Annotated in this window: 13 protein-coding genes; 8 read left to right on the top strand and 5 right to left on the bottom strand. The window is 72.5% G+C overall.

The genetic code is table 11. The annotated features are described in order from the left end of the window. Positions 1-211 precede the first annotated feature (211 nt). Together AB0G20_RS37655 and AB0G20_RS37650 are read right to left on the bottom strand one after the other, a co-directional pair. Positions 212-2,494 carry an oligosaccharide flippase family protein gene (locus AB0G20_RS37655; protein ID WP_361310882.1) on the bottom strand — a complete coding sequence of 761 codons (2,283 nt, stop codon included), beginning with the start codon at positions 2,492-2,494 and terminating at the stop codon, positions 212-214. Beyond that, the gene (locus AB0G20_RS37650; RefSeq protein WP_361310880.1) at positions 2,487-3,746 is read right to left on the bottom strand and encodes a DegT/DnrJ/EryC1/StrS family aminotransferase; all 1,260 of its coding nucleotides are present in this window, start codon (positions 3,744-3,746) and stop codon (positions 2,487-2,489) included. The genes AB0G20_RS37655 and AB0G20_RS37650 overlap by 8 nt, the downstream gene beginning before the upstream one ends. Positions 3,747-4,056: 310 nt before the next feature. Here AB0G20_RS37650 and fahA point away from each other — a divergent pair, with 310 nt between their 5' ends. The 8 genes from fahA (at position 4,057) to AB0G20_RS37610 (ending at position 13,784) form a co-directional block, all read left to right on the top strand. After that, positions 4,057-5,268, top strand: a complete 1,212-nt coding sequence (fahA, locus tag AB0G20_RS37645) for a fumarylacetoacetase (RefSeq protein WP_361310877.1) — start codon at positions 4,057-4,059, stop codon at positions 5,266-5,268. A gap of 217 nt (positions 5,269-5,485) precedes the next feature. Further along, positions 5,486-6,424, top strand: coding sequence for a M56 family metallopeptidase (locus tag AB0G20_RS37640; RefSeq protein WP_361310948.1), 939 nt, complete (start codon positions 5,486-5,488; stop codon positions 6,422-6,424). A gap of 398 nt (positions 6,425-6,822) precedes the next feature. Further along, the gene (locus AB0G20_RS37635; protein WP_361310874.1) at positions 6,823-7,611 is read left to right on the top strand and encodes a GntR family transcriptional regulator; all 789 of its coding nucleotides are present in this window, start codon (positions 6,823-6,825) and stop codon (positions 7,609-7,611) included. A gap of 33 nt (positions 7,612-7,644) precedes the next feature. After that, entirely contained in the window at positions 7,645-7,872 is a 228-nt protein-coding gene (locus tag AB0G20_RS37630) for a ferredoxin family protein (protein WP_003992261.1), read from the top strand. 51 nt (positions 7,873-7,923) lie between these two features. Then, positions 7,924-9,249, top strand: a complete 1,326-nt coding sequence (locus AB0G20_RS37625) for an ABC transporter substrate-binding protein (RefSeq protein WP_361310871.1) — start codon at positions 7,924-7,926, stop codon at positions 9,247-9,249. Further along, the gene (locus AB0G20_RS37620) at positions 9,246-10,124 is read left to right on the top strand and encodes an ABC transporter permease (protein WP_361310868.1); all 879 of its coding nucleotides are present in this window, start codon (positions 9,246-9,248) and stop codon (positions 10,122-10,124) included. Before AB0G20_RS37625 ends, AB0G20_RS37620 begins: the two co-directional genes overlap by 4 nt. Continuing rightward, positions 10,108-10,956, top strand: coding sequence for an ABC transporter ATP-binding protein (locus AB0G20_RS37615; protein ID WP_361310865.1), 849 nt, complete (start codon positions 10,108-10,110; stop codon positions 10,954-10,956). The genes AB0G20_RS37620 and AB0G20_RS37615 overlap by 17 nt, the downstream gene beginning before the upstream one ends. Before the next feature lie 11 nt (positions 10,957-10,967). Next, complete coding sequence (locus tag AB0G20_RS37610) at positions 10,968-13,784, top strand: fumarate reductase/succinate dehydrogenase flavoprotein subunit (RefSeq protein ID WP_361310863.1); 2,817 nt, start codon at positions 10,968-10,970, stop codon at positions 13,782-13,784. A gap of 43 nt (positions 13,785-13,827) precedes the next feature. Here AB0G20_RS37610 and recQ read toward each other — a convergent pair whose 3' ends face one another. The 3 genes from recQ to AB0G20_RS37595 all read right to left on the bottom strand — a co-directional run bounded on the left by recQ (position 13,828) and on the right by AB0G20_RS37595 (position 19,351). Then, a complete protein-coding gene (gene recQ, locus AB0G20_RS37605) occupies positions 13,828-15,927 on the bottom strand; it encodes a DNA helicase RecQ (RefSeq protein WP_361310945.1) in 2,100 nt (699 codons plus the stop codon). Positions 15,928-16,133: 206 nt separating this feature from the next. After that, the gene (gene nuoN / locus AB0G20_RS37600; RefSeq protein ID WP_184909204.1) at positions 16,134-17,783 is read right to left on the bottom strand and encodes an NADH-quinone oxidoreductase subunit NuoN; all 1,650 of its coding nucleotides are present in this window, start codon (positions 17,781-17,783) and stop codon (positions 16,134-16,136) included. Continuing rightward, positions 17,780-19,351, bottom strand: coding sequence for an NADH-quinone oxidoreductase subunit M (locus AB0G20_RS37595; RefSeq protein WP_361310861.1), 1,572 nt, complete (start codon positions 19,349-19,351; stop codon positions 17,780-17,782). Before AB0G20_RS37595 ends, nuoN begins: the two co-directional genes overlap by 4 nt. Position 19,352 lies beyond the last annotated feature (1 nt).

Raw genomic sequence — 19,352 nt, 5'->3', positions numbered from 1 at the left:
TCCGAGGAGGAGGGGCTGGAGGACTGGCTGGCCGTCTCGGGGCCGCTGCCGGGGGTGCTCGCGCCGTCCCGTGCGGGTGTGGGTTCCGGCGTGGATCTCTCCCTCGGTGTGACTGGCGGACGCACGGTGGTTCCCCCCTGGCGGTTGCTCTCTTCGGCTCTGTTCGGCTCTGTCGGCCCTGAGCCCGGATCGGTCCCGGCTCCGGGTTTGATCAGTCGCGGGGTCGGCCGCCCGGTGGTCCGTCGGCCGTTCGGTCGGCTATGGAGGCTGCCGAGGCTATGGAGGCGGTGGAGGCGGTGGAGCGGGAGCGCGCCCACGCGGACGCGGCTTCGTGGAGCAGCAGGAGCAGCGTGAGGGCGACGAGCAGGGGCGGCGCGACCGGTGCGAGCGCGTCGCGCCACACCCAGCCGCCGACCGCGACGAGATACAGAACCCCCCAGCGCCCCGGCCACGTCAGCCGGCCGCCCGCTCTCGCGAGCAGCAGCCCCAGCGGTACGAGACACAGCAGCTGGCAGACCGGCGGCGCCCAGCGCAGCAGCGGCTCGGGCCCGTCGAGCCCCACCGCGTCCGCCAGGAAGCCGACCGTCTTCTCGTACAACGCCCCGTCCACCGGCCGCGGTTCCCGTCCGAGGGCGACCGGTGCGGCGTACAGGGCGAGCAGGGCCGCGCCCAGGCTTGCGCCGGGGAGCCACGGGTCGCGCCGGGTGCTCAGTGTGACGGCGGCGACGAACACCACGAGCAGCAAGCCGCCCGAGGTGAGGGACGGCAGGGGCAGGCCCTCCAGCAGCTGACGCCCGGTCAGGGCCGCTTCGGAGGCGCCGTCGAGCCACGGCAGGTCCCGCAGTGGCGCCCAGAAGAACACGACGGCGACACCGAGCAGGCTCCAGAGGGCGCCTCTCAGCCGCCGCTCCTGCGGCGCCTGGTCCGGTTCCGGCTCGTGGGGCGGTGGTTCCCGGGTCGGCCCGTCGGGCCGCACGATCAGCGCCAGCGTGTCCGCCTGCAGCGCCTCCCGCTCGTATCCGGGGCGCCCGATGAACAGCGTGACCGTGTCCTGGTCGCCGTCCCTGGGCTGGTAGGCGGCGCGGCGGGCCCAGGTCGTGCCGTACCCGGCGGTGGCGTTGAGTTTCGCCCAGCGCGTGCCGTACGAGGGGTCGGCGGGGGTACGGACGGCGGGTGCGCTGTCGTCGTGGCGCAGGGCCGCACGCAGCCCGGCCGTGGCGACGACGGCGATCAGCGTCATGCTCAGCAGCACCGCCCAGCCGGCGCCCGCGATCCCGGACGGGGTGAACAGCATGGCCGCGCTGCCCAGCACCAGGGCGCACATGGCCCCTTGGAGTGCGGCCAGCACACCTGTGCGCCCCTGGACGCGCAGCACGCCGATGTACAACTCCACCACGATCCGTGGCAGGGCACCGAGGGCGAGCAGCCGCAGCACGGTCGAGCCGTGCTCGGCGTAGTCCGGGCTGAAGGGCGTGAGGATCTGCGGGGCGAAGACGACCAGCACCAGCACGACCGGGACCAGCAGCAGCGTCATGCGCCGCAGGGCGCCCCGGACACCGTCGGCGAGCTGACGCGGGTCGTGCGAGGCGTGCGCGGTGAGCGACGAGGCCATGTTGATGGCCATGAACTCCATCGTGCCGCCGACGGTGTAGGCCACGTAGAAGTAGCCGTTCTCGGCGGCGCTGAAGCGGACCGCGACCATCACCGGCAGCAGGTTGATCATCGCCAGGCTGAACAGCGCGCCCAGCGAGTCCCCGGCCAGGAAGCGGCCCATGTCCCTGATTTTCGGGGGTTCTTTGTCGCCCTCGGCCGCCGCCTGGCGCGGGATGAGCCGGCGGAAGATCAGCCAGCCCAGCGGCAGGGTGGAGAAGGCGATCGCCACCGCCCAGGAGACGAAGATGCCGAGGACGGGCAGCGTGCCGGCGAAGACGGCCAGAAGCGCCAGCTTCCCGACCGAGAAGACCGCGTTCCCGGCGGGCACCCACTCCGCCTTGCGCAGTCCGGTGAGCACCCCGTCCTGGAGGGTGAGCAGCGCCCAGGCCACGCAGGCCGCGACGAACACCGCACCGGCCACGGGCGTGCCCAGGGGAGCGTAGGACGCTCCCCACGCGTCGAGCGTGAGCAGGAAGACGGCGGCGGCGAGCGCCACGACCAGCGAACTGGCCACGTACGTGCCCCACACCAGACGCCCGGTCTCCCGTCCCGCGCGCGGGACGAAGCGGACGACGGCGCCGATCATCGTCGTCGCGGTGATGCTGGCGAGCAGCCGCATCGCGGCGATCGCGGCCGAGCCCTGGCCGACGGCCTCCTCCGTGTAGTAGCGGGCGGCCACCAGCCAGAATCCCAGGCCCAGTACGGCGGAGACACCGGTGCTGAGCATGAGGAAGTAGGCGTTCTTGAACAGCGAGTCGTGGGTGTGGTCACTGCGGGCAGGCTTCGGCCCGCCGCCGTCGGTGCGCGCTGCGGCGGGCTCGTGCACCTGGATCTCAGCCACGGGACTGTCCCAGCCCTCCCTGTGTCGGCCTGCTCCCCGGCAGTTCTCCCGGCGCCTGCACCGGCAGCGCCCCGGACCGCTCCAGCACCTCGACGACCGTCCGCGCCCGCAGCGGGTCCACGGGCAGCGCGTGCCGGGCGAACCAGCGGGCCGCCTCGGGGGCCGGCGAGGGGTCGGTGAACTCCGCACCGGCGTAGTCGTCCAGGGGCGGGTCGTAGAGGTAGCCGACGACGATGCCCTGTCGCGCAAGAGCCGCCACCGCCGCGTCCCGGTCGGCCACGAACAGCGGCACACGGAACAACGGCTGCGTGCCGTAGGCGTCACGCGGCTTGGCCCAGGGCGTGGAGAGCAGCAGTTCCGTGCCCGCCCGGCAGGCGTCCAGGACCGCGTCCAGCCGGTCGAGCTTGTGCCCGATGCGCCGCAGCCGCAGCCGGCCCGCCTCCAGTCGGTAGTCGTGCATGTCGACGCGCACCCACGGATGGTGGGCGTCGAGCCCGGGCGTCCGGCGGGCGGCGAGGGCGAGTTCGTCCGGGCGCAGCGGCATCCGGATCTCCTCGCGGTCCGCCAGCCCCAGCAGCCGGATCGCGGCCCAGGCGGCGCGCCGCAGCCGCAGCCCGCGCACCGCCGCCTCCGCGTACGGCCGGACCAGGTAGGCCAGTTCGGCGCTCGTCCGGCGCGGCGCGAGCAGCCCCGCGCAGGTCTTCTCCACCGCCTCCCGCAGCCCCGGGTCGGCGAGCGAGAGCATGCCTCCGGCCTTGGCCCCGACGTGCTTGGACAGGCTGAACACGGAGGCCTCGCCCCACGCCCCGACCGGCCGGTCCCCCACCCGGCTGCCGATCGCGTGCGCCCCGTCCTCGAACAGCGGGATCCCCAGCGCGTCGCACTTCTGTCTGAGGCGCGGCGCCGGGTCCGGGTTCCCGTACAGGTTCGTGGTGAGCACGGCCGACACGGAGCCCCAGACCTCGTCCGGCACGGCATCGATGTCGATGGACGCGTCGAGCGGGTTCAACGGCGCCTGCACCGGCCGCAGTCCGGCCGCGAGCACGACGAAGAAGATCACGTCGTCGTTGACCGGCGACATCAGCACCCGTCCGCCGGGCGGGCACCAGTGGCGCAGCGCCACGTACAGCCCGAAACGGCACGACGGTACGTACACACATTCCCGGCCGAGCCGGATGCGCATGGTCTCTTCCAGCCGCTTCGGCTGTGCACCACGCCGCACCGAACCCGGACCGGCCTCCCCTATGGCCATCCGCCCCCCAGATGTGCCGTGGGAAAGCCCCCTCCCCGAGGCCTTCCGGCACCCGCCCAGAGTCGCCCCGTTCGCACCGCTCCGTCAAGATTGCGTCGCGTCCTGTGGATAACTTCCGGCACGTACGAATGTGGCGTCCCGTCCGGCCCGCCGGAGTCGCCCCGTCCGGTCCCACCGAGGCCCACCTGCCCCGTTCGCCCGTCTCCGCCTCCTCGGACTCTGCCCAGGACCGGTGCGTCACCCGTAACGTGTGGCACGACCACGAATACGTGGCGACGACATGGCACACCCGAAAGCGAGGCAGCACCCGATGCCCCCCTTCGATGTCCCCGAGGGCGACCCCTTCGGCCCGCACAACCTGCCGTACGGCGTGTTCTCCCTGCCCGGCTCGTCCCACCGGACGGTGGGCGTCCGGCTCGGCGACCATGTGCTGGACGCGGGCGCCGCGGCCCACGCGCTCGGCTCGCCGTACGCCTCCCTGCTCGCGCAGCCGACCCTCAACCCGCTGCTGGCCGCCGGTCGCACGGCCTGGTCGGACGTGCGCCGGGCGCTGACCGCCTGGGTGACCGTGCCGTCCCACCGCGAGACCGTCGCACCGCTGTTCCACCCCCTGTCGTCGGTGACCCTGCACCTGCCGTTCGAGGTCGCGGACTACGTCGACTTCTACGCCTCCGAGAACCACGCCCGCAACGTCGGGCAGATGTTCCGTCCCGACGCCGAGGACTCCCTCACCCCCAACTGGAAGCACCTGCCCATCGGCTACCACGGCCGCTCCGGCACGGTCGTCGTCTCCGGCACGGACATCCCGCGGCCGTCCGGCCAGCGCAAGGCCCCCACGGACGCCGCTCCCGTCTTCGGCCCGTCCGTCCGCCTGGACATCGAGGCCGAGGTCGGCTTCGTCGTAGGCGTGCCCTCCCGGATGGGCGCGCCGGTGGCCCTCGGCGACTTCCGCGAGCACGTGTTCGGGCTGTGCCTCCTCAACGACTGGTCCGCGCGCGACGTCCAGGCCTGGGAGTACGTGCCCCTCGGCCCGTTCCTCGGCAAGTCCTTCGCCACGTCGGTGTCGGCGTGGGTCACCCCGCTGGACGCCCTGGAGGAGGCCCTCGTGGCGCCCCCGGCCCGGACGCACGAGCTGCTGCCGTACCTGGACGACAGCGACGAGGAACCCGGCGGCTACGACCTGCGGATCAGCGTCGCCGTCAACGGCCATGTCGTCTCCGAGCCCCCCTTCTCCACCATGTACTGGACGGCCGCCCAGCAGCTGGCCCACATGACCGTCAACGGCGCCTCCCTGCGCACCGGTGACCTGTACGGCTCCGGCACGGTCAGCGGCCCGACGGAGCGGGAGCGCGGCTCCCTGCTGGAGCTGACCTGGAACGGCCGCGAGCCGCTCGAACTCCCCGACGGCAAGCGGACGTTCCTGGAGGACGGCGACGAGGTGACCCTCTCGGCGTGGGCCCCGGGCCCGAACGGCGTGCGGGTGGGGCTGGGCGAGGTGACGGGACGGGTGGTCCAGGGCTGACGACGGTCGACCAGGGGACGGCCGACGGTCGCCCCTCCGGTCTCTTCCGTTGTCGTTCGGCCTCTGACGCACACCGCCCGGCCCGTCATACTGGGCGTGGGGCGGTGTGCCCGCATGTCCGCCGCGCTCGTCGCGGTCACCGGTGCGCACGGCTGCCGCCCTCCCCCGCACGACCCGTAGCCGCCCCTCTTCCGACGAGGAACCGGAGCCCGTGGCCATGACCGTCTGCCTGCTCCTGCTGAGTGTCGTCGCCGTGACGGCCGCCGTCCCCGTTCCTCGTGCGCTGACCCGGGCCGCGTGGCCCGAGCGGGAACCGGTGGTCGCGTTGTGGGTCTGGCAGTGCCTGGTCGCCACGGTCCTGCTGGCGTGCGTGACGGCGCTGTCCCTGGGCGCCGCCGCCGTCTTCGGCACCGTCCGCGCCCAGCTCTTCGCCCCGGCCCCGCCGGCGGTGACCGCGGCGTACGACCTGTCCACCGCCCCGCCGTGGGCCGCCGCCCTCACCCTGCTGCTGGCCTGTGGCGCCGCCTGGACGACCGCGATGCTCGCGCGGGAACTCGTCGAGGCCCGCAGGCGCCGCGCCCAGGCCCGCGCCCACCTGCGCGAGCGCGCCCCCGACCTGCCGGCCGGCCTGCCCGCGGCCCGGGGCCCGCTGCTGGTCCTGGAGGACGAGTACCCGGACGCCTGGTGGATGCCCGGCAGCCCGCCCCAGTTGATCGTCACCACGGGTGCCCTGCACCGCCTCACCGGCCACCAGCTCGACGCCGTCCTCACCCACGAGCGCGGCCATGCCCGGGCCCGCCACGACTGGCTGCTGCACCTGTCCACCGCCCTGGCCACCGGCTTCCCCCGCGTCCCGCTGTTCGCCCACTTCTGCGACCAGACCCACCGCCTGGTCGAACTGGCCGCCGACGACACGGCCTCCCGGCGCTGCGGCCACCTGACGACGGCCCTGGCCCTGATCGAGCTCAACCAGCACCGCGGCGTCCTGTCCTGCGCTTCCAGCCACCGCCTGCTGGGCGAGCGGGTCGACCGGCTCCTGGAACCGCCTCCCCGGCTGGGCCGCCGGCACCGGGCCCTCACCACCACGACGGCCGCGCTCGTACCGCTGCTGCCCCTGCTGATCGCGTTCGCCCCGGGCCTGACGGCGCTGTCGTAGCCGAGGCGGGTGAACGGCCGGTGGCTGTCGTGGCCGAGGCGGGTGGACGGCCGGTGACTGGCGCAGCCGAGGCGGCCCGGCGGTCGGTGACTGTCGCGGCCGAAGCGGGCAGACGGTCGGTGGCTTTCGCAGCCGAGCTGGCCCCGTGACCGATGACTGTCGTGGCCGAGCCGGGCGGACGGCCGGTGACTGGCGCAGCCGAGAGGCCCCGGCGGCCCGTGGCTGGCGTAGCCGAGGCGGCCCGGCGGTCGGTCGCTGCCGTACCGGCCCCGCGATCGGTGGCGGATCTCGTCACGGGTCGGCCGAAACGCCAGCTCACCCGTCGGATCGGTCACACTCCTGGTGGCGCAACATTCCCGCAACACCACTTTTCCTATCGGATAGGTATGGTCCGAGCCATGCCCAGTGACCGCATCCGAGACCACGCCGGACAGGGAGCCGCGACCACCGTCGCCGCCCACCGCGCGCGGCGACGGCTGCGCGCCGACCGGGCCCGGCAACTGGCCGACCTGCTCCGCCGATTGCTGCTCACCGGCGCCTTCTCCGACGGCGTCCTCCCCCACGAGTCGGCCCTCGCCACCGAGTACGGCGCCAGCCGCAACACGGTCCGCGAGGCGCTCGACCTGCTGCGGGCCGAGGGCCTCGTGGAGCGCCAGCCCGGCGTCGGCACCGTGGTCGTGGCCCACAAGTACCCGCACGGCCTCGACCGCCTGATGGGCCTCGCGGAAACCCTCCGCGAGCACGGCCGCGTCACCAACGAGGTCCGCACCATGGGCCCCACCCCGGCATCCGCCCCGGTCGCCGACCGCCTCCGTCTCGCGCCCGGCACCGATGTCCTCTACATCGAACGCCTGCGCCGCCTGAACGGCCTCCCCCTGTCCCTCGACCTCACCTACATCCCCCTCGACATCGGCACCGACCTGCTCGGTGCCGACCTGGAGAACACCGACGTCTTCCGCCTCCTGGAAGCCGTCACCGGCCGGCGCCTCGGCCACGCCGAGATCACCCTGGAAGCGGTCAGCGCGGACACCCACTCGGCCACCGTGCTCGAGGCCCCGCGCGGCGCCGCCGTCCTCATGCTGGAACGCCTCACCCACCTCGCGGACGGCCGCCCGGTCGACCTGGAGTTCATCCGTTTCCGCGGCGACCGCATCACCATGAGCGGCCTGCTGCACCGGACCCGGTAACCAACCCGCTCGCGCAGATTCCTGGAGACAGCCATGCCCTTGGCGCCCCAGCGGGCCGACGTGCCCGTGACCATCGACGAGTCGAAGTGCATCGACGGCTGCACGCTCTGCGTGGACATGTGCCCGCTGGACTCCCTCGCCATCGACGAGCGCAACGGCAAGGCCTACATGCATGTCGACGAGTGCTGGTACTGCGGCCCGTGCGCGGCCCGCTGCCCCACCGGAGCCGTCACGGTCAACATGCCCTATCTGCTCCGGTGAGAGGCCCGAATCGTCATGTCCCGAAACACCACGCAACGCACAGCAGTCGCGATGTCCGCCGTCGTTCTCCTGCTCCCGCTCAGCGCCTGCGGCGGTGACGCCGAGGCGGGCAGCGGCTCCACGGTCACCGTCACCGTCGGCTACCAGTCCAGGACGATCAACACCGTCACGGCGGGCACCCTGCTCCGCTCCCTCGGCTCCTTCGAGAAGGAGCTCAACTCCCTGCAAGACGGCGTCCACTACAAAGTGGACTGGCAGGACTACGCCACCGGGGCGCCCATCACCGCCCAGATGACCGCCGGGAAGATCGACATCGGCTCGATGGGTGACTTCCCGCTGCTCATCAACGCGGCCCGCGGCAAGCAGCTGAACAGCCCCACCCGCCTGGTGTCGGTCACCGGTTACAACCTCCGCGGCGGCCTCAACACCATCGTCACCGCACCCGGTTCCGAGCTGACCTCCCTGAAGGACCTGAAGGGCAAGAAGGTCTCCACGAGCGTCGGCTCGGCCGCCGACGGCACCCTCGTACGGGCCCTGCAGCGCGCCGGCATCGATCCGAACCGCGGCGTCGAGAAGCTCAACCAGCAGCCCTCCGTCGGCGCCTCCGCCCTCGCGGCGGGCAGCACGGACGCCCTGTCCCAGTTCGTCGCCTGGCCGGGCCTGCTCGCCTTCCAGGGCAAGGCGAAGGCGATCTACGACGGCGCCCGGCTGAACCTGCCCACCTTCCACGGCGTCACCGCCCGCGAGGACTTCGCCAAGGAGCGCCCGGCCGTGCTGGAGGCGTTCCTGAAGGCCCAGGCGGAGGCGACCGACTACCTCAACGACCACCCGGTGGACGCCGCCGAGAAGGTCGCCAAGGCGACGGGCCTGCCCGCCGAGGTCGTCTACCTCTACAACGGCGCTCACGGCATCGCCACCTTCGACCCGGCCATCAAGCCCCAGCTCGTCTCCGCGCTGAAGCAGGACGTGTCGATCCTCAAGTCGGCGAAGCTCACCGGCGACGTGGACGTCGACTCCTTCGTCGACGACCAGTACGTGAAGAAGGCCCTCGGACCGGCGGCGTACGCCAAGCGCCTCGACACGAAGCCCGCCCCGGCCGCGAGCGAGGCCTGGCCCGAGGGCGCCTCGAAGACCCTCACGTTCAACTCCCCCTCCAAGCTGCTCCGTTACGTCGCCGGGCACCGCGACGCCCTGCGCGCCGCCTATGTCCCCGACACCACCACCGGCACCCTCTGGTTCGCCGACAAGGCCGTATGGGTGGCCGACGGCGACAAGCTGCTGCCCTTCGTCGCCCCCGACACCGCGCAGGCGTACGTCGCCGGGCACGGTGGAGCGCGGGTCGTCCCGTACGCCGACGCTCTGGAGCGGGCCTCGTGAAGCGGTATGTGCTCCGCGTGGTCTCGCTGGCCGCCGCGCTGGGCCTGTGGCAGGCGCTGACCAGCCTGAACATCGATCTGTGGCTGCGCTTCTCGCAGTTCCCGACGGTCACCGACGTGGCCCGGGCCTTCGCCGCCCGGGTGTCCGGGCCGGACTACTGGACGGACCTCACCGACAGCCTCACCCGGATCCTCACCGGCTTCCTGCTGGCCGCCGTCCTCGGTGTGGCCACGGGCGTGCTCGTGGCGCGCTCGCGACTCGCCGAGGACCTGCTCGGTCCGGTGCTGGAGGTGATCCGCCCGATCCCGGCCATCGCCCTGGTTCCCGTCGCGATCCTGCTGTTCCCCTCCAACGAGCAGGGCATCGTCTTCATCACCTGCACCGCCGCCTTCTTCCCGGTCCTGGTCTCCACCCGGCACGCGGTGCGCGCCCTGACGCCCGTGTGGGAGGAAGCCGTGCGCACCATGGGCGGCGGCCGGTGGCGGATCCTCGGCTCGGTCGTGCTGCCGGGTGCGCTGCCCGGCGTGTTCGGCGGTCTGTCCGTCGGCATCGGCGTCTCGTGGATCTGCGTGATCTCCGCCGAGATGATCTCCGGCCAGTACGGCGTCGGTTACCGCACCTGGCAGGACTACACCGTCGTCGACTACCCCGGCGTGTTCGTCGGCATGGTCACCATCGGCGTCCTCGGCTGGCTCACCTCCACGGCCGTGGAGCTGCTGGGCCGCCGCCTCACCCGCTGGCTGCCCCGCACCGCGTACGTCCCCGGCGCCCGGCCGCCCCGGCCCGGCCGGTCCGTGAAGCCGGCACCGGCCGCCCCCGCCGCCGTCCCCGGCGGGGCCCGATCCGAGGAGGCACGCGATGAGCACCTCGTCTGAGACCGTCCCCCCGAACACCTCGGCCGGGACTGTCCCGAAGACCTCGTCCGGGACCGGCCGGAACACCTCGTCCGGGACCGCAGCCCCCGGCACCCCGGTGCGCGGCACCCGGCTCACCCTCGCCGGCGCCTCCCTCGGCCGCCCCGGCGCACCCGCCCTGGACAAGGTCCACCTGGACATCGCCCCCGGCGAGATCCTCACCGTCGTCGGCCCCTCGGGCTGCGGCAAGTCGACCCTGCTGCGCACCCTGGCCGGCCTGCTGTCGCCGCTCTCCGGCGAGATCACCCAGGACGGGCACCCGCTGACCGGCCCCTCGGCCGACCGTGCCCTGGTCTTCCAGGAGGACGCCCTGCTCCCCTGGCGCACCCTGCGCGCCAACGTCGAACTCCCCCTCGCCGTCCGCGGCGTGCCCCGCGCCGCGCGCCGGGAGCAGGCCCAGGCCTGGCTGGAACGGGTCGGACTCGGCTCGCAGGCACGGCAGTTGCCGCACCGGGTCTCCGGTGGCCAGCGCCAGCGCGTCCAGCTGGCCCGCGCCCTGGCCGGACGCCCGCACGCCGTCCTGATGGACGAGCCGTTCGGTGCCCTCGACGCGCAGACCCGCGCGGGGATGCAGGACCTGCTGGTGGAGGTACTCCAGGGCACCGGCGCCACCGTCGTCTTCGTCACCCACGACGTGGACGAGGCCCTGTTCCTCGGCGACCGCGTGGCCCTGCTCGGCGCGGGCGGCCTCCTCGCCGTCCGGGACATTCCCCGCCCGCGCGAGCGCGACGCACACGACGACCCGGCGCGCGTGGCCCTGCGGCGCGACGTCCTCACCTCGCTCGGTACGTGAAAGGCACCCCGGTGACCACCTCCGTGAACCCCCCTGCGGACACCCCCCTGGCCGTCCCGTCCCTCGCCGACGCCGAGGAACTGACCTGCGACGTCCTCGTCATCGGCGGCGGCACCGCCGGCACCATGGCCGCCCTGACCGCGGCCGAGCACGGCGCGAACGTGCTGCTGCTGGAGAAGGCGCACGTCCGCCACTCCGGCGCGCTCGCCATGGGCATGGACGGTGTCAACAACGCGGTCATCCCGGGCCGCGCCGAACCCGACGACTACGTCGCCGAGATCACCCGCGCCAACGACGGCATCGTCGACCAGTCCACCGTCCGCCAGACCGCCACCCGCGGCTTCGACATGGTGCAGCGGCTGGAGTCCTACGGCGTGAAGTTCGAGAAGGACGAGCACGGCGACTACTCCGTGCGCCAGGTGCACCGCTCCGGCTCCTACGTGCTGCCGATGCCGGAGGGCAAGGACGTCAAGAAGGTGCTGTACCGGCAGCTGCGGCGGCGCGAGATGCGGGAGAGGATCCGCATCGAGAACCGGGTGATGCCGGTGCGGGTCCTCACGGCGGACGGGCGGGCCGTCGGAGCGGCGGGCTTCAACACCCGCACGGGGCAGTTCGTCCAGGTCCGAGCGGGCGCGGTGATCCTCGCGACCGGCGCCTGCGGCCGCCTCGGCCTGCCCGCCTCCGGCTACCTCTACGGCACCTACGAGAACCCCACCAACGCGGGCGACGGCTACGCCATGGCCTACCACGCGGGCGCCGAGCTCACCGGCATCGAGTGCTTCCAGATCAACCCGCTGATCAAGGACTACAACGGCCCGGCCTGCGCCTACGTAGCCAACCCCTTCGGCGGCTACCAGGTCAACCGGCACGGCGAACGCTTCGTCGACTCCGACTACTGGTCGGGCCAGATGATGGCCGAGTTCGCGGCCGAGGTGGCGTCCGACCGTGGCCCCGTCTACCTGAAGCTGAGCCATCTCCCCGAGGAGTCGGTCTCGGCCCTGGAGACGATCCTGCACTCCACCGAGCGCCCCACCCGCGGCACCTTCCACTCCGGCCGCGGCCACGACTACCGCACCCACGACATCGAGATGCACATCTCCGAGATCGGCCTGTGCGGCGGCCACTCCGCCTCCGGCGTCCGTGTGGACGAGCACGCCCGTACGACCGTCCCCCGGCTGTACGCGGCCGGCGACCTGGCCTGCGTGCCGCACAACTACATGATCGGCGCGTTCGTCTTCGGCGACCTGGCGGGAGCGGACGCGTCCCGGTACCAGGCCTACGCGGGCGAGTTGCCGTCCGATCAGCTGCGGGAGGCGCACGAGCTGATCTACCGCCCCCTTCGCAACCCCGACGGCCCGCCGCAGCCCCAGGTCGAGTACAAGCTGCGCCGCTTCGTGAACGACTACGTGGCACCGCCCAAGTCCGGCGCCCGGCTGTCGCTGGCCCTGGAGGCCTTCGAGCGGATGCGCACCGACATCGCAGAGATGGGCGCCCGCACCGCGCACGAGCTGATGCGCTGCGCCGAGGTCACCTTCATCCGCGACTGCGCGGAGATGGCCGCACGGTCCTCCCTGGCCCGTACGGAGTCCCGCTGGGGCCTCTACCACGACCGTCTCGACCACCCGCAGCGCGACGACGCGTCCTGGTTCCACCACCTCGATCTGCACAAGTCCCCCTCCGGTGCGATGGAGTTCACGGCCCGGCCCGTGGCTCCCTATCTCGTTGCGGTCGACGGCTTCGACCCCGTCGGCGGTCCGTCCCGTGCCCTCGGCGAGGTCCACGCCGAGGACGTGGCCACGGCAGGCTCGCGGGACGTGGCGCCGGTCGCGACCCCGGTGGGGGCGACGGAGCCGGAGCGGGCTCCGACGCCGCAGGCCTCGGCCACCGCCCCGTCCGGGGAGCAGTCCTCCGCCCGTCTCCTAGAACTCGTCGCCCTCGCCGACGAGGAGCCCGAACTCGACGCCCTTCAGCCATACTTGAGCGACCCCGTGCCCGCCGTCCGCCGCGAGGCCGTCGCCGTGCTCACCGAGACGCTGCCGCCGGGGACGGGCACCGCCCTCGCCGCCGCCCTGCGCGACACCGCCGCCGAGGTGCGGGCCGCCGCGGCCGCGTCACTGCGCGAGCTCGTCGAGACGCTCCCGGCCGAGCCCGACCTGCGCGACGGCCTCGCCGCCGCCCTGGCCGAGCCGGACCCGGTGGTCCGCGCCGCGGCCCTGGACGTCCTGCGCGCCCTGCGCCTCGGAGACGCCGCCCTGTTCGCGGACTCCCTCGCCGCCTCCGACATCGCCGTCCGCCTCGAGGCCGTACGCGCCCTGGTGTCGGTCGACGCCGCCGGCGAACTGTCCCGCGCGGCGGTCACCGAACCGTCCCGCGAGGTCCGGGTCGCGATCGCCAAGGGCCTGGCCACGGTGGGTGCCGAGCGGCTGGCGGGTGATGCTCCGGCCGACGCCGATCCCACCGCCGACGCGATCGAAGGGGCCCTCACCGGGCTGCTCGACGACCCCGACGCCCTGGTGCGGGCAGCGGCCTACGGAGCACTGGGCACCACCGGCTGCCCGGCGCCCCTCACCGCACGCGCCGTGTCCGCCCTGTCCGCGTCGGCCTGGCAGGTCCGGGCCGGAGCGGCCACGGCCCTGTCCGTCGCCGACCCCGACGTGGCCGTCCCGGCCCTCGCCAAGGCCCTGGCGGACCCCAACGCCGACGTCCGCAAGGCCGCCGTCCTGGCACTGACCCGGCACCGCACCGCCGAGGAGGCCCGCGCGGCCCTCGCCACGGCGACGACGGACTCCGACGCGGATGTCAGGGCGTACGCGGGACGGGCGTTGTGACCAGTCCGGCTCCCGGATTCGCGTGACCCGGCCGGAGCCCGCGCTATATCCAGTCGTCGGGCTCCGGCTCCGCGTCCATCTCCGGCCAGTAGTCCGGCTCGCCCGCGTCCTGACCGGGGGCTTGAGCCGGAGCCCGGCCGGACGGCTGGGCCGAAGGCGCGTCGCCCGCAGGAGCAGCACTTCCCGGCCCGCCGAGCGACGCGAGCACCTCCAGCACACCCTCCCCGTACGTGGCGAGCTTCTTCTCGCCGACCCCGCTGATCCCGCCGAGCTCCCCCACCGACGACGGCCACGCCATGGCGATCTCCCGCAGCGTGGCGTCGTGGAAGATCACGTACGCCGGGACGCCCTGCTCACGGGCCTGTTCGGCACGCCAGGCGCGCAACGCCTCGAAGGCCGGCAGCAGCTGCTCGGGAAGCTCGGCGGCCACGGCCTTGCCCTTGCGCTCGCCCCGTCCGGAGCCCGCGGACGAGGACCCCGACCGGGAGGTCACCGGCTTCCTGGGCTCCTTGCGCAGCGGCACGTCCCTCTCCCGCCTCAGCACCGCCCCACTGGCCTCGGTCAGCACCAGCGTGCCGTACTCGCCCTCCACGGCGAGCAGCCCCTGGGCGAGCAACTGCCGGATGACGCCCCGCCATTCGCCCTCGGTGAGCTCCTCGCCGATGCCGAACACGGACAGCTGGTCGTGGTCGAACTGGATGACCTTGCCGGTCCGCTTCCCCAGCAGGATGTCGACGATCTGCACCGCGCCGAACTTCTGCCCGCGCTCCCGCTGCAGCCGGACCACCGTCGACAGCGCCTTCTGCGCCGCGATGGTGCCGTCCCAGGTCTCCGGCGGGGTCAGGCAGGTGTCGCAATTGCCGCAGCCGGACGGGTCCGGGTCCTGGCCGAAGTAGGCGAGGAGCTGGCCCCGGCGACACTGGGCCGTCTCGCACAGCGCCAGCATCGAGTCCAGGTGGGCCTGGGCCCGGCGCCGGAAGGCCTCGTCGCCCTCGCCGGACTGGATCAGCTTGCGCTGCTGGATGACGTCGTTCAGGCCGTAGGCCATCCAGGCCGTCGAGGGCAGCCCGTCGCGGCCGGCCCGGCCCGTCTCCTGGTAGTAGCCCTCGACCGACTTGGGGAGGTCGAGGTGGGCGACGAAGCGGACGTCCGGCTTGTCGATGCCCATGCCGAAGGCGATGGTCGCCACCACGACCAGGCCGTCCTCTCGCAGGAAGCGGGACTGGTGGGCGGCGCGCGTGCCCGCGTCCAGGCCCGCGTGGTACGGCACCGCCTCGACGCCGTTGCGGCTGAGGAACTCGGCCGTCTTCTCCACCGAGTTGCGCGACAGGCAGTAGACGATGCCCGCGTCGCCCGCGTGCTCCTCGCGCAGGAAGCTCAGCAGCTGCTTCTTCGGGTCGGCCTTGGGCACGATCCGGTACTGGATGTTGGGCCGGTCGAAGCTCGCCACGAAGTGGCGGGCCGTCGGCATGTTCAGCCGCTCGGTGATCTCCTGGTGCGTCGCGTGCGTGGCCGTGGCCGTCAGCGCGATCCGCGGCACGTCCGGCCAGCGCTCGCCGAGGAGGGACAGCGCCAGGTAGTCGGGCCGGAAGTCGTGGCCCCACTGGGAGACGCAGTGCGCCTCGTCGATCGCGAAGAGGGAGATCTTGCCGCGGGAGAGCAGGTCGAGTGTGCTCCCCACCCGCAGCCGCTCTGGCGCCAGGTACAGCAGGTCCAGCTCGCCGGCGAGGAACTCGGCCTCGACCATCCGCCGCTCGTCGAAGTCCTGCGTGGAGTTCATGAACCCGGCCCGCACGCCCAGCGCCCGCAGCGCGTCCACCTGGTCCTGCATCAGGGCGATCAGCGGGGAGACGACCACCCCTGTACCCGGCCTGACCAGGGACGGGATCTGGTAGCACAGCGACTTGCCGCCGCCGGTCGGCATGAGCACGACGGCGTCGCCGCCCGCCACGACATGGTCGATGACGGCTTCCTGCTCCCCGCGGAAGGCCTCGTAGCCGAAGACGCGGTGCAGCGCGGCCAGCGCCTCGCTCACGTCGGCGCCGAGGGGCCCGGCGGGGCCGCTGCCCGCGCCGATCCCGGCCCCGGTCCCGGTCACCGCGTCCAGTTCCGTCATCACACCCGTCCCGCCCGTCGCGCCCATCATTGCGTCCCCCGTGCGTCGCGCCTCGACCACTGCGTCCACCATAGGCGCCCGCACCGACAGCCCCGGAGTTATCCACAGGTCCCGCCCGGTGGAGACGGTGCCCATACATGCGTTCGGCTTGACCCGGTGGCAGCCCGCCCGGAAAACGCCGTGGGACCCGACTCCCGAAGGAGACCGGGTCCCACCCAGGCGATACGGGGCGGTCAGCGCACGAACACTCCCGCCTGCCCCGCCAGATCCAGGAAGTACTGCGGTGCCACGCCGAGCACCAGCGTGACCGCGACACCCACCCCGATCGCCGTCATCGTCAGCGGCGACGGCACGGCCACCGTCGGGCCCTCCGGCCGCGGCTCGCTGAAGAACATCAGCACGATGACGCGGATGTAGAAGAAGGCCGCGATCGCCGACGAGATCACACCGATCACGACGAGCGGGGCGGCCCCGCCCTCCGCCGCCGCCTTGAACACGGCGAACTTCCCGGCGAAGCCGGACGTCAGCGGAATGCCCGCGAAGGCCAGCAGGAACACGGCGAACACCGCCGCCACCAACGGGGACCTGCGCCCGAGCCCCGCCCACTTGGACAGGTGCGTCGCCTCGCCCCCCGCGTCGCGGACGAGGGTGACCACCGCGAAGGCGCCGATCGTCACGAACGAGTACGCCGCCAGGTAGAACAGCACCGACGAGACACCGTCGGGCGTGGTCGCGATGACACCCGCGAGGATGAACCCGGCGTGCGCGATCGACGAGTACGCCAGCAGCCGCTTGATGTCGGTCTGTGTGATCGCGACGATCGCACCGCCCAGCATGGTGACGATGGCCACGGCCCACATGACCGGCCGCCAGTCCCAGCGCAGGCCCGGCAGGACGACGTACAGCAGCCGCAGCAGCGCGCCGAACGCCGCCACCTTCGTCGCCGCCGCCATGAACCCGGTGACCGGCGTCGGCGCACCCTGGTACACGTCCGGCGTCCACATGTGGAACGGCACCGCGCCCACCTTGAACAGCAGGCCCATGACCAGCAGCGCGGCGCCGATCAGCAGCAGCGCGTCGTTGCCCATGGTGTCGGCGAGCGCCGGGTTGACGTCCTGCACGGTGCCGTCGACGACCTGCGCGATCGTCGCGTACGACATCGAGCCGGCGTAGCCGTAGAGGAGTGCGATCCCGAACAGGGTGAACGCGGAGGCGAACGCGCCGAGCAGGAAGTACTTGACCGCCGCCTCCTGCGACATGAGCCGCTTGCGGCGGGCCAGCGCGCACAGCAGGTACAGCGGCAGGGAGAGGACCTCCAGCGCCACGAACAGCGTCAGCAGGTCGTTGGCCGCCGGGAAGATCAGCATGCCGGCGACGGCGAACAGCAGCAGCGGGAACACCTCGGTGGTGGTGAACCCGGCCTTGACCGCGGCCTTCTCGCTCTCGCTGCCCGGCACGGACGCGGCCTGCGCGGCGAAGGAGTCGACGCGGTTGCCGTGCACGACCGGGTCGAGGCGCCGCTCGGCGAAGGTGAACAGGCCCACCAGGGCCGCCAGCAGGATCGTGCCCTGCAGGAACAGGGCCGGCCCGTCGACGGCGATCGCGCCCATCGCCGCGATGCGCGCCTTGGTCGTGCCGTACCCGTCGGCCGCGAGCGCCACGACCGCGGCGAAGGCGGCGGCGAGCGCGACGACGGACACGAACATCTGGGCGTAGTAGCGCGACTTTCGCGGTACGAACGCCTCGATCAGGATCCCGATGATCGCCGCACCGACGACGATCAGGGTCGGCGACAACTGGCCGTACTCGAACTTCGGCGCGTCGATCTTGGTGATCGGGTCGGCCGCGGTTGTCCACAGGCTGTGGACGGCTGTTGCGCTCACTTGGCCGCCTCCACCTCGGGCTGGGGGTCCTTCTTCTGTACGTCGGACATGGTCTGCTTGACCGCCGGATCGATGATCTGCGTGACGGGCTTCGGATAGACGCCCAGGAAGATCAGCAGGACGACCAGCGGGGCGACGACCACGAGCTCCCGCACCCTGAGGTCCGGCATCGCGGAGACCTCCGGTTTCACCGGGCCCGTCATCGTCCGCTGGTAGAGGACGAGGGTGTAGAGCGCGGCGAGGACGATGCCGAACGTGGCGATGATGCCGATCACCGGATAGCGCGTGAACGTGCCGACCAGGACCAGGAACTCACTGACGAACGGCGCCAGTCCCGGCAGGGAGAGGGTCGCGAGGCTGCCGATCAGGAACGTGCCCGCAAGCACCGGGGCGACCTTCTGCACTCCGCCGTAGTCGGCGATGAGCCGCGAGCCGCGCCGGGAGATCAGGAAGCCCGCCACCAGCATCAGCGCGGCCGTCGAGATGCCGTGGTTGATCATGTAGAGCGTCGCCCCGGACTGGCCCTGGCTGGTCATCGCGAAGATGCCCATGATGATGAAGCCGAAGTGGGAGATCGACGCGTACGCCACCAGCCGCTTGATGTCGCGCTGGCCGACCGCGAGCAGCGCCCCGTAGATGATGCTGATCAGGGCGAGGACGAGGATGGCGGGCGTGGCCCACTTGCTGGCCTCCGGGAACAGCTGGAGGCAGAAGCGGAGCATCGCGAAGGTGCCGACCTTGTCGACGACCGCCGTGATGAGCACGGCGACCGGTGCGGTGGACTCCTGCATGGCGTTGGGCAGCCAGGTGTGCAGCGGCCACAGCGGTGCCTTCACCGCGAACGCGAAGAAGAAGCCGAGGAACAGCCAGCGCTCGGTGTTGGTCGCCATGTCGAGCGTGCCGTTGGCGCGGGCCTCGGCGATCTCCTGGAGCGAGAAGTTCCCGGCGACCACGTACAGGCCGATCACCGCGGCCAGCATGATCAGTCCGCCGACCAGGTTGTAGAGGAGGAACTTGACGGCCGCGTACGACCGTTGCGTCGCCGCCGCCTTCTCGCCGTGCTCGTGGGCACGGTCCCCGAAGCCGCCGATGAGGAAGTACATCGGGATCAGCATGGCTTCGAAGAAGATGTAGAAGAGGAAGACGTCGGTGGCCTCGAAGGAGAGGATCACCATCGCCTCGACGGCCAGGATCAGGGCGAAGAAGCCCTGCGTCGGCCGCCACCGGCTGCTGCCGGTCTCCAGCGGGTCGGCGTCGTGCCAGCCCGCGAGGATGATGAACGGGATCAGCAGGGCGGTCAGCGCGACCAGCGCCACCCCGATGCCGTCCACACCCAGTTCGTAGCGGACGCCGAAGTCGGCGATCCAGGCGTGGGACTCGGTGAGCTGGTAGCGGTCGCCGTCCGGGTCGAAGCGGACCAGGACGGTGATCGCCAGGACGAGCGTGGCGAGCGAGAAGAGCAGCGCCAGCCACTTGGCGGCGGTGCGCTTCGCGGCCGGTACGGCGGCCGTGGCGATCGCCCCGACGGCCGGGAGGACCGCTGTCGCTGTCAGCAGAGGAAAGGACATC

Source organism: Streptomyces sp. NPDC024017 (genome assembly GCF_040638895.1).
Classification (GTDB): domain Bacteria; phylum Actinomycetota; class Actinomycetes; order Streptomycetales; family Streptomycetaceae; genus Streptomyces.
This window is presented reverse-complemented; position numbering and strand designations above follow the sequence as displayed.